This is a genomic window from Pseudomonas sp. (genome assembly GCF_050739995.1).
Lineage (GTDB): Bacteria > Pseudomonadota > Gammaproteobacteria > Pseudomonadales > Pseudomonadaceae > Aquipseudomonas.
In genome coordinates this window covers 1-11,375 of record NZ_JBOICG010000564.1, presented here as the reverse complement: position 1 = coordinate 11,375, position 11,375 = coordinate 1, and the positions used below count along the sequence as shown (strand labels likewise).

Sequence of the window (11,375 nt, the reverse complement as noted above, 5' to 3'; positions counted from 1 at the left end):
CGCGGTGTAGTACTGCTGGAACTTGATCATGTTGCCCGCCTCTTCATCCAGGTTCACCTGGGACACCGAGTTGCGTGCGTCCTGGTTGGCCTTGAGCAACGCACCGGTAGCCGTGGTGTCGGTAATCGCCGACGCCGCCTTGGCCCCCACGGTCGATACCAGTCGGCTGTTGGCCGCCACTAGGCTCACACCGCCGCCGCTGCCGTCCGACAGACCGACTGTGGCTTTGGTCTGCAAGTCCAGCAGCGCTTGAGCATTGCGGTTGTCCGACTTGCCCGATGCGTTGAAAGAGAACGTGGTGCTGTCGCCATCAGCCGGCGAGCCGCCCACGGTCGTATCAAACTTGAAGCTCTTGGCCGGCGATACCAAAGCGCCGTTGGCATCACGCATCGGTACGTTGATGGTGATTTTGTTGCTTTGGCCCGGAACGATAGTGCCGCTGCCGATCGGATTGCCCTGAGAGTCGTTGAGCGTGTAGGCCTGCGTGCCATCAGCAGCCGGCTTGCCGAATACCATTTTCACCGGCATCGAATGTTCAATCCCGGTACGCAGTTGCGCGGTGTCCGCACCGCCGTGAATGTCGATAGGCACGGTCAAGGTCGGCGGCGTAAAAGTGCCGGTCCCTTCGTTGGTCTTGCTACCCTCGCCCAGCAACGGCCCGGCGAAGGCGATTTTATTGGCGTCCTTCAGCTCGGTACCGATATTGGTCGCGCCATTGGCGGTCGGGCTGACTTTGAAGCTGTCGCCTGCGGCCATCGGCCCATGGCCGTCCAAGGCCAGGGTGAACCCGTCAATCACCGGCGGCGGCGTGGTAGCCGTGTCGAACGCGCCCATGGCCTTACCATCGGAACGCGTCACGGTGTAATTATTGCCACTGGTGAAGGTGACTTTATAGTCGTAGATCGACAGCTTGCTGCTGTCTTGGATGCTCACGTTCAGGTTGCCGGAACCGCTGCTGTTGCCCGCCGCACCCTGGCTGCGCTGCGCAATGGCCGCAGCGCTGTTGATGTCCTTGAACAACGACGAGCCGAAGTCACCGTTCAAATCCACGCCCTGGCCCAGCTGACTGTTGACGGTATCGGCTGTGGCAATCGCGATACGCCCCAGGTCATTGATGGCCGGCATCAACGCATCACTGCGATAACGCAGCAGGCCGCCAATGCTGCCGCCGCTAATGACGTTACCCAGATCAATCGACGTACCGCCGCCGGTGTTGAGCTGGAGGGTGTACTGGCTCGGGTCATTGGTGCTCGGCACCGCAGAAACGGTGTTGGACTGATCGCCCAGCACCAGCGACTGGCCACTGCCGGTACTGACGCTGAACAGGCCATTCTTTTCGCTGGCGGTGACGCCGATCAGCTCATTGAGCGAGCGCACGGCCTCATTACGGGCATCCAGCAGGTTGGCCGGGGCGGTGTTGCTTGAGCCCTGGGCCTGAGTGATCTGCTTGTTGAGCGAGGCAATCGAGGAGGTCAGTTGGTTGACCTGATCGCTCATGGTGCTCAGTTGGCCGTTGATCGACTCTTTTTGCTGGTTCAGTTGGTTGGAGATCGAGTTGAAACGGTTGGTCAAGGTCTGGGCACTGGTCAACAGCACCTGCCGGGCGGACACGTCGCTGGGGTTAGCCGCCGAGGTCTGCACGGCGGCGAAGAACGCACTCAGCACCGAGGACATGCCGGTGGTCTTGTCCGACAGGGTCTTATCAATCGCACTCGCCTGGCTTGAGTAGGCCTTGGCATCGTTATTGAGCGCGGTGCTGTTCTGGTAGGCCGTATCCAGGAACTCGTTATACACCCGGCGCACGTCCGCCAAGGTCGTACCGCTGCCGATGAACACCCCGCCGTACTGGTTGTTGGCGCTGGCATTCTGGGTGGTCTGCTGGCGCGAGTATCCCGGAGTATTGACGTTGGCAATGTTGTTACTCAGGACCGACAACGATCCTTGAGCGGCGTTAAGCCCTGACATCCCGATACTGAGCAAACTCATGATTCAGACCTTATAAATGAGTGGTCGCGCCCGCGGCAGCGTAATTCTGGTAACTGTTCATCGTTTTCGCGATCTGCGAAATCTTGCTGGCGTAGTCCGGATCGGTGGCGTATCCGGCCTTTTGCAACTCGCGAACAAACTGTTCCGGGTTGTCGGCTGATTTCACAACTTCTTTATAGCGATCATTGCTTTGCAGCAATGTCACGAGGTCGTGGAAGCTGTCCTGGTAGGAGTTGTAGGAACGGAACTGCGCCGTTTCCTTGACCATCGCCCCATCACGAAACTCGCTGGTGATTGCACGGGCCTGGCCACCCTGCCAACTCTGCCCGGCCTTGATGCCGAACAGGTTGTGGCTGCTGCTGCCGTCCTGGGCGCGCATCACCGATTTACCCCAACCGGTTTCCAGGGCCGCCTGGGCCACCAGATACTTCGGATCGACACCAATACGTGCGGCGGCAGCCTTGGCCATCGGCAGCATGGTGGCGACAAATTCATCCTGCGAGCTGAAGGCTTTTTTCGCCGGCGCCAGCGGCGGTTGCGCCACGGCACGGCCATACACCTGCATGCGCCCACTCTGTACGGCAAAGCCGTGGGCGGCACTGTTGATCACGTTGTCATCGGCTGCGCTATTGCGCAGCGGCGCGGTCTTGGCGACAGCGGCTACATCCGTATTCGGCACAATGCCTGCGAGCAGGCGATCAGTCAGTTTGCTCGGCAAGGCGATACGGCGCTGGTTCATCAGCTCCATATCGTTGGCGTGGGTATTGCTGCCCTCAGGCACCGCCACGCGATAAGCCCACAAAGGCCGCTGGCCGTTGGAGCGCCCCAATGGCCCGTCCACCTGAGTGCCGGCGGCGATCTCGGTCGGGGTATCGACTTTCTTCACCGGCACCTCGGCTGCCGGGCCTTGCAAGGTGGCCGCCTGGGCGTCCACCGGCTTGTTCTTCTGCATCTGGCGCATCAGCACGTCAGCCAAGCCAATCCCCCCACCTTCGCGGGACATCGAGACGGCCAACTGCTGGTCGTACATTTCCTGATACTGCTTGGCCGCCGGGGTGTTCAGCGGGTTGTCCTTGCCCAGGGCCTCGGTGGCCGAGCGCATGGACTTGAGCATCTCGCTCAAAAACAGCGATTCGAACTCCTGCGCCACTTTGCGCATGTTGCCTTCGCTGTTCTTGTCACCGACCTTGAGCTGGTTAAGCCGGTTCAGGTCGGAGTAAGACCCCGAGTCCGCCGTGCTGCTGATCCCGCTCTTGCGCATATCCATGGCCATGGCCTCAGATCACAATCAGGTCGGCTTGCAAGGCGCCGGCCTGTTTCAAAGCTTCGAGGATCGCCATCAAGTCGCCGGGCGCTGCGCCCACCTGGTTCACCGCACGGACAATCTCGTCCAGGGTGGTGCCGGGGCCGAACTTGAACATCGGCTTGGCCTCTTGCTGGGCATTGACTCGTGAGCGAGGCACTACCGCCGTCTGGCCGTTGGACAACGGCCCTGGCTGGCTGACGATCGGGTCTTCGGTAATGGTCACAGTCAGGCTGCCGTGGGTCACCGCCGCGGGTGACACCTTGACGTTCTGGCCGATCACGATGGTGCCGGTACGCGAATTGATGATGACTTTGGCCACCGCCTGGCCTGGGTCGACCTCCAAGTTTTCCAGGATCGACAGGTAGTCGACGCGCTGGCTTGGGTCCAGTGGCGCGGTCACGCGGATCGAGCCGCCATCGATGGCCTGGGCCACACCAGGGCCGAGCATGTCGTTGATCTTGTCCACCACACGCTTGGCGGTGGTGAAGTCAGAGCGGTTGAGGTTCAAGGTCAGGCTATTGCCCTGGTTGAAACCGCTCGGCACGGTGCGTTCGACCGTGGCACCACCCGGAATGCGGCCGGCCGAAGGCACGTTGACGGTGATCTTCGAGCCGTCACGACCTTCAGCATCAAAACCACCCACCACCAGGTTGCCCTGGGCGATGGCGTAGACATTGCCATCGATACCCTTGAGCGGTGTCATCAGCAAGGTGCCGCCGCGCAGGCTTTTCGAGTTACCGATGGACGAGACCGTGATATCCACCACCTGCCCTGGCTTGGAAAACGCCGGCAAGTCGGCACTGATGGATACGGCCGCGACGTTCTTCAACTGCACGTTACCCGAGCCTGGCGGCACCTTGATGCCGAACTGCGAGAGCATGTTATTGAAGGTCTGCAGGGTGAACGGGGTCTGGGTGGTCTGGTCACCCGTGCCATTGAGCCCAACCACCAGGCCATAACCGATCAACTGGTTGGAGCGCACGCCGGAAATGCTGGCGATGTCTTTCAGGCGCTCGGCCTGGGCGACAGCGCTCAAGGAAAGCAACAGCGCCGCCGCCATCAGCTGTTTGAGTTTCAAAATGGCCACCTAGAAAGGGAACAGCGGGCTAAGGAAGAAACGGTCGAACCAGCCCGGCTGACTCGCATCAGCAAACGAACCCGTACCCGAGTAGGTAATGCGCGCATCGGCAATCCGCGTCGACGGCACGGTGTTGTCGGTAGCAATATCATCGGCACGCACCATGCCGGCAATCCGCACCAGCTCGTCGCCAGTGTTGAGGGTCATCCACTTCTCACCGCGTACGGCAATGATGCCGTTGGGCAATACATCGGCCACGGTCACGGTGATCGAACCGGTCAGGCTGTTGCCCTGCCCCGCCGCGCTCTTGCCGTTGGTGGCACGGTCGCCACTGTAACCGGCGTTCAAACTCAAGTCGCCATCGCCCAACGGGTTATTGGTATTGGGCACGCCACCAAACAACGAGGTCAGACCAATACTGGTCTTACTGGTTTTGCCCACCTGGGAGTTGGCGTTTTTGCTCGCCTGGGTCTTCTCGTTCAGGGTGATGGTGATGATGTCACCCACGCGGAACGCCTTGCGGTCGCTGTACAGGTTCTGTTCGAAACCGGCCTGGTAGATCGAGCCGTTGTTGGCCGCCGCCGGCAGCGGCGTGCGTGGCAACACCGGCGCGTAGTACGGGTCATTGGGTTTTGGCGTCGGGGCGACACAGCCCGCGAGCACGGCGATCCCACTCAATGCCAGAACAGAAACATAGCGATTCATGACCCTTACCTCACGGTGTTGCAGGCGCCCTCAAGAGCGCCCCATAGACTTGATTACAGATTCTGCGTGACGAACGAGAGCATCTGGTCGGCGGTGGAAATCACCTTGGAGTTCATCTCGTAGGCGCGCTGGGTGGTGATCATGTTGACCATCTCCTCAACCGTGCTGACGTTGGAGGTTTCCAAGGTGCTTTGCAGGGTAGTACCGAAACCGTTCAGGCCCGGGGTGCCGATTTGCGGCGCGCCACTGGAAGCGGTTTCCAGGAACAGGTTGTTACCCATGGCCTGCAGGCCGGCCGGGTTGATGAAGTCGGCGGTTTGCAAGTTGCCGATCACCTGGGACGCCGGGTTGCCGGCCACGGTGATGGACACAGTACCGTCGTTGCCCACGGTGAAGGTCTTGGCGTTGGCAGGCACCACTACGGCCGGCTCCAGGGCGAAACCGTTGGCGGTGACAATCTGGCCATTGGAGTCGAGGTGGAACGTACCATCACGGGTGTAGGACGTCGTGCCGTCCGGCTGCAGGATCTGGAAGAACCCGCGACCATTGATAGCCATATCCAGTGGCTGGCCAGTCTGTTGCAGGTTACCGGCGTTGAAGTTCTTCTGGGTGCCGACGATCTGCACACCAGTACCCAATTGCAGGCCCGACGGCAGTTCGCTGTCCTGGGTCGATTGGGCGCCTGGCTGGCGCTTGATCTGGTAGAGCAAGTCCTGGAACTCTGCGCGATCACGTTTGAAACCCGTGGTCGACACGTTGGCCAAGTTGTTGGAAATGGTGGTCAGGTTTGTGTCCTGGGCGGACAAACCTGTCTTGGCAACCCATAGAGCCGGAAGCATGGTGTTCTCCTTCGTGCGCCTGTTTGTTGGCGCCGCGTTGCAAAATTAGTCGTCAGTTGTCGCCGGATTCAGCTCATCGACAGAACGCGAGTCATGGCCTGATCGTCTTCCTTGGCGCTGTTCATCATCTTGATGTGCAGCTCGAACTGCTTGGAAAGCGACAGCACTGCGGTCATTTCTTCCACCGCATTGACGTTGCTCGCCTGCAAAAAGCCCGAGGTCAGCCGGACGTTCGCGTCGGCCTGGGCCGGCTGGCCATCCTTGGTGTGGATGGTGCCGTCGAGGGCTTTGGTCATGTTCTTGAGGTCGGGCTGAACCATCTTGATACGGTCCACTTCCGCCATCACCCGCGGGCCTTCGCCCATGGCGCGGATGCTGATGGTGCCATCGGCGCCCACCTCGATTTTCTGCTGGGGCGGCACGGCAATCGGACCACCATTGCCCATGATCGGCATGCCGTTGCCGGCACGCAGCACACCCAACGCATCCACATTCATGCTGGCGCTGCGCACGTAGGCTTCACTGCCATCCGGGGTTTGCACGGCCATCCAGCCGTCACCGCTGACGGCCACATCCAGGTCACGACCGGTTTCGATCATGGCACCCGGGGAAAAATCGGTGGCAGGTCGCTCAGTCATCGCAAACGCCCGCGCCGGAAAGCTGTCACCGAACACCGGCATCGAACGCGCCTGCTCCAGGTCACGTTGGAAACCGTTGGTGGAAATGTTCGCCAGGTTGTTGGCATGGGCCTTCTGCGCCAGTGCATTCTGGCTGGCGCCGGTCATTGCCACATAAAGGTACTTGTCCACGCTCTTTCCTCTTTCTGACGGACGCTTGCCGCCCACCGCTGTACTGAGGAGGCTTAAGCAATTTGCGAACCAACTTTTGAAAAGAGAGTTAAACCAAGGCGGGGCAAGGGTTTGCGGGGATATACAGGAAAAGGGAGGACGGAGTGAGAGTCGAAAAAACGGCGGACTTATGCCGCCTGCGGCAAGCGCCGGTCTGGATAACGACGAAGATCGAATGTGGGAGCGGGCTTGCTCGCGAATGCGGTGGTTCAGTCACTGATGTGTTGAATGACCCACCGCATTCGCGAGCAAGCCCGCTCCCACAGTTTTAACCGCGTTGAGTCAGGTAGATTACTTATCTGTCTTCAAAATTTCGTAATCACGCAACTTATTGGCGATGGTGGTGTGAGACACCCCCAGGCGCTTGCCCAACTGTCGGCTGCTGGGGTGCTCGGCATACAGGCTTTCCAACACCGCCTTCTCGAAACGTCCAACAATGTCTTCCAGCCCGCCCTCCAGGGAAAAGTCGCCCAGAGGCTGGCGCACGCCATAGTCCGGCAAACGAATGTGCTCGACCTTGACCGTACCGCCATCACACAACGACACCGCCTGGAACAACACGTTTTCCAACTGCCGCACATTGCCCGGCCAGTGATAATGGCTGAGGCGATCCATGGCCGCCGGGGCCAGCTTGGGCAACGAGCAGCCGATCTGCCGGCTGGCCTGATCAAGAAAATGCTCGACCAGCGGCGCCAAGCCATCCAGGCATTCACGCAAGGGCGGGATATGCAGCGACAGCACGTTCAGGCGGTGATAGAGATCCTGACGGAATTCACCGCGCGCACAAAGCTCCGACAAGTCGACCTGGGTCGCGCAGATCACCCGCACATCCAGGTAAACCTCTTCATCGCTGCCTACTCGACGGAAGCAACCGTCCTGCAAAAAACGCAGTAACTTCACCTGCAAGCGCGCGCTCATTTCCCCGACACCATCGAGAAACAGCGTACCGCCCGCCGTCAGCTCCAGCAGCCCCAGCTTGCCTTCAGCCCGCGCCCCTTCAAATGCGCCGGGGCCGTAGCCGAATAGCTCAGTCTCGGCCATCGATTCCGGCAGGCCTGCGCAGTTGAGTGCCATCAACGGCGACTGTCCACGCGGGCTGGCCAAGTGACAAGCGCGGGCCAACAGCTCCTTACCGGTGCCGGTTTCGCCTTCTATTAATAGAGGCGCATCCAGCGGTGCCATGCGCCGGGCTTCACGCACCACCGCCGCCATGACCTTGGAACTTTGGAAGATGCTGTCGAAGCCACGCAGCTCTTGCTTGCGCACATTGTAGATGCGCTCACCCACGCGATCGGCGCGGTGCAGTGTCAGCACGGCACCGGCCATGGCCTCGCTGTCATCATGTTCGGAAGATTGCAGGGGCGCGATGTCCGCCAGAAACACGTCACCCTTGACCTTGACCCGCAGGCCATTGATCCGCGACTTGCTCGCACGCACCAGTTCCGGCAGGTCAAAGTCTTCGGCATAGCGCGACAACGGAATGCCCGGAACCTCGTCCACCCGCACCCCGAGCAACTGCGCCGCCGCACGGTTGGCGGCGACAATGGAGCCACCCATGTCAATCGACAGCACCGGAAACTCCAGGGCGCCGAGCAGCGCATTGAGTTCCATATGACGCCGCTCACTGGGCATCAACCCTACCCGCTTGACCCCAAAGACCCCGGCAATCGCCTCGAATTGTGGGCGCAGCGCCTGGAACTGCATGTTCACCAGGTTCGGACAAAACAGGTAAATGGCGTTGCCATGTTCACCGCCGACTTCGCCCTTGGCGACGTTGACGCCGTACTCCACCAGCAGGTTGAGGATGTCCCGCAGGATGCCGATACGGTTCTGGCAGTGCACTTTGATACGCATGGAAAGGCCCGAAAAATGGGAAGGCGCCGCGTCTTTTTGCCGCTGGGCGCAGATAGTCGTCAAGATTATGTGACAACACAGACCCTTTTCACAGCCCGATACAATGATTGGCCGCACAGTCGTAACGAATACTTTACAAAAGTCGGCATATTTTCCTACACCCCAGCGCTTGAAGGTGGATGGAATCTCGCGCCCATCGGGTTATCAATAAGCTCATCGCAGGACATAACAAGAACGAATGCCTAGCAGGAGAGCCGTATGAAGCAGACGCAATACGTGGCCCGCGAGCCCGATGCGCAAGGTTTTATCCACTACCCGCCGGAAGAACACGCGGTGTGGAACACCCTGATCACGCGCCAGTTGAAAGTGATCGAGGGTCGCGCCTGCCAGGAATACCTGGACGGCATCGACAAGCTCGGCCTGCCGCTGGATCGCATCCCGCAACTGGGCGAGATCAACAAAGTGCTCGCCGAAACCACCGGCTGGCAAGTCGCCCGCGTACCGGCGCTGATCCCCTTCCAGACCTTCTTCGAACTGCTTGCCAGCAAGCAGTTTCCGGTGGCGACCTTTATTCGTACCCGTGAAGAACTGGACTACCTGCAAGAACCGGACATTTTCCACGAGATCTTCGGCCACTGCCCGCTGCTGACCAACCCTTGGTTCGCTGAATTCACCCACACCTACGGCAAGCTCGGCCTGGCGGCCACCAAGGAGCAGCGGGTGTACCTGGCGCGCCTGTACTGGATGACCATCGAGTTCGGCCTGGTGGACACGCCCCAAGGCCGGCGCATCTACGGTGGCGGCATCCTGTCGTCGCCCAAGGAGACGGTGTACAGCCTGTCCGACGAGCCCGAGCATCAAGCCTTCGACCCGCTGGAAGCGATGCGTACTCCGTACCGTATCGACATCCTGCAACCGCTGTACTTCGTACTGCCCGAGCTCAAGCGCCTGTTCGAAGTCGCGCAGGAAGACATCATGGCCATGGTCGAACGCGGGATGCAGCTCGGTTTGCATGCACCGAAGTTCCCACCCAAACCCAAGGCCGCGTGAACCTCACGTTTTGAGGCCAGGTGAGTCTGTTCCCTGGCCCCGCGTTGCTTTAGGGTGACGCCACTGACGACCGTTTTTCAAACACTCGAATTCAGGACACTGACATGACCACCTTGAACCAAGCCCACTGCGAAGCCTGCCGCGCCGACGCCCCACAAGTCAGCGACGAAGAGTTGCCGGTACTGATCAAGCAGATCCCCGACTGGAACATCGAAGTGCGCGACGGCGTGATGCAGCTGGAAAAGGTTTTCCTGTTCAAGAACTTCAAATTCGCCCTGGCGTTTACCAATGCCATGGGTGAAATCTCCGAAGCCGAAGGCCATCACCCTGGCCTGCTCACCGAATGGGGCAAAGTCACCGTGACCTGGTGGAGCCACTCCATCAAGGGCCTGCACCGCAACGACTTCATCATGGCCGCACGCACCGACGAAGTGGCCAAGACCGCCGAGGGCCGCAAGTAATGCATTTCGATGCCATTGGCCGCGTGCCCGGCGACCCGATCCTCGGGCTGATGGACCTGTACGCCCACGATACCAACCCGAACAAATTCGACTTGGGCGTGGGCGTCTACAAGGACGATCAAGGCCTGACGCCGATTCCCCATTCGGTGAAGCTGGCCGAACAACGTCTGGTGGACACACAGACCACCAAGACTTACATCGGCGGTCACGGTGACGCCGCGTTCGGCAAACTGATCAGCGAACTGGTGCTCGGCACCGACTCCGCCCTGATCCGCGAACGCCGTGCCGGCGCCACACAGACCCCAGGCGGCACTGGCGCCCTGCGCCTGAGCGCCGACTTCATCGCCCACAGCCTGCCGGGCCGTGGTGTATGGCTGAGCAACCCGACCTGGCCGATCCACGAAACCATCTTTGCCAAGGCCGGGCTCAAGGTCAGCCATTACCCATATGTGGGTGCCGACAATCGCCTGGATGTACAGGCGATGCTCGCCACCCTATCCACCGTGCCGAAGGGCGACGTGGTGCTGCTGCACGCTTGCTGCCACAACCCGACCGGTTTCGACCTGTCCCAGGATGATTGGCACCAGGTGCTGCAGATCGTGCGCGAGCGCCAATTGCTGCCGTTGATCGACTTCGCCTACCAGGGCTTTGGTGATGGCCTGGAGCAGGATGCATGGGCAGTGCGGTTGTTTGCTGCCGAGCTGCCCGAGGTGCTGATCACCAGTTCCTGCTCGAAGAACTTCGGCCTGTACCGCGACCGCGTCGGCGCGCTGATCGTGTGCGCGGCAGATGCCGAGAAGCTCACGGATGTGCGCAGCCAACTGGCGAATATCGCGCGCAACCTGTGGTCGACGCCGCCGGATCATGGCGCGGCAGTGGTCGCGACCATCCTGGGTGATGCTGAACTCAAGAAGGTATGGAGCGGCGAAGTCGAAGCCATGCGTTCACGGATTGCGCAGTTGCGCGCAGGCCTGGTGGAGGCGCTGGCGCCGCACGGCTTGGCCGAACGGTTCGCCCATATTGGTGCGCAACGCGGGATGTTTTCCTATACCGGCTTGAACGCCGAGCAGGTGAAGCAACTGCGGGAGAAGCACAGCGTGTATATGGTCAGCTCGGGGCGGGCCAGTGTTGCTGGGATTGACGCCAAGCGGCTGGCCTTGTTGGCCCAGGCCATCGCCGACGTCTCTAACTGAAGAAACCGAATCAAACTGTGGGAGCTGGCTTGCCTGCGATGGCGACCTGTCAGTG

10 protein-coding genes are annotated in these 11,375 nt (G+C 60.4%); 3 read left to right on the top strand and 7 right to left on the bottom strand.

The genetic code is table 11. The annotated features are described in order from the left end of the window. The 7 genes from flgK to ACRESD_RS18685 all read right to left on the bottom strand — a co-directional run. Positions 1-1,986, bottom strand: a 1,986-nt coding sequence (gene flgK, locus ACRESD_RS18715; RefSeq protein WP_431752270.1) for a flagellar hook-associated protein FlgK, incomplete at its 3' end; no start/stop codon positions are given. 10 nt (positions 1,987-1,996) lie between these two features. Beyond that, entirely contained in the window at positions 1,997-3,259 is a 1,263-nt protein-coding gene (gene flgJ / locus ACRESD_RS18710; protein WP_431752269.1) for a flagellar assembly peptidoglycan hydrolase FlgJ, read from the bottom strand. Positions 3,260-3,263: 4 nt separating this feature from the next. Beyond that, the gene (locus ACRESD_RS18705) at positions 3,264-4,373 is read right to left on the bottom strand and encodes a flagellar basal body P-ring protein FlgI (RefSeq protein WP_431752271.1); all 1,110 of its coding nucleotides are present in this window, start codon (positions 4,371-4,373) and stop codon (positions 3,264-3,266) included. Between the two features lie 6 nt (positions 4,374-4,379). After that, a complete protein-coding gene (gene flgH / locus ACRESD_RS18700) occupies positions 4,380-5,075 on the bottom strand; it encodes a flagellar basal body L-ring protein FlgH (RefSeq protein WP_431752268.1) in 696 nt (231 codons plus the stop codon). A gap of 53 nt (positions 5,076-5,128) precedes the next feature. Then, positions 5,129-5,914 carry a flagellar basal-body rod protein FlgG gene (flgG, locus tag ACRESD_RS18695; protein ID WP_060756054.1) on the bottom strand — a complete coding sequence of 262 codons (786 nt, stop codon included), beginning with the start codon at positions 5,912-5,914 and terminating at the stop codon, positions 5,129-5,131. Positions 5,915-5,982: 68 nt separating this feature from the next. Then, positions 5,983-6,723, bottom strand: a complete 741-nt coding sequence (locus ACRESD_RS18690) for a flagellar basal body rod protein FlgF (RefSeq protein WP_431752267.1) — start codon at positions 6,721-6,723, stop codon at positions 5,983-5,985. A gap of 330 nt (positions 6,724-7,053) precedes the next feature. Beyond that, positions 7,054-8,616, bottom strand: coding sequence for a sigma-54-dependent transcriptional regulator (locus ACRESD_RS18685; RefSeq protein ID WP_431752266.1), 1,563 nt, complete (start codon positions 8,614-8,616; stop codon positions 7,054-7,056). 258 nt (positions 8,617-8,874) lie between these two features. Between ACRESD_RS18685 and phhA the strand changes: the two genes are divergently transcribed. The 3 genes from phhA to ACRESD_RS18670 all read left to right on the top strand — a co-directional run bounded on the left by phhA (position 8,875) and on the right by ACRESD_RS18670 (position 11,320). Next, positions 8,875-9,666, top strand: coding sequence for a phenylalanine 4-monooxygenase (gene phhA / locus ACRESD_RS18680; RefSeq protein ID WP_431752265.1), 792 nt, complete (start codon positions 8,875-8,877; stop codon positions 9,664-9,666). A gap of 104 nt (positions 9,667-9,770) precedes the next feature. Next, positions 9,771-10,127 (top strand): 4a-hydroxytetrahydrobiopterin dehydratase, encoded by a 357-nt coding sequence (locus ACRESD_RS18675; RefSeq protein ID WP_003192995.1) that lies wholly within the window; start codon positions 9,771-9,773, stop codon positions 10,125-10,127. Beyond that, the gene (locus tag ACRESD_RS18670; RefSeq protein ID WP_431752264.1) at positions 10,127-11,320 is read left to right on the top strand and encodes an amino acid aminotransferase; all 1,194 of its coding nucleotides are present in this window, start codon (positions 10,127-10,129) and stop codon (positions 11,318-11,320) included. The genes ACRESD_RS18675 and ACRESD_RS18670 overlap by 1 nt, the downstream gene beginning before the upstream one ends. The last annotated feature ends 55 nt before the right edge of the window (positions 11,321-11,375 follow it).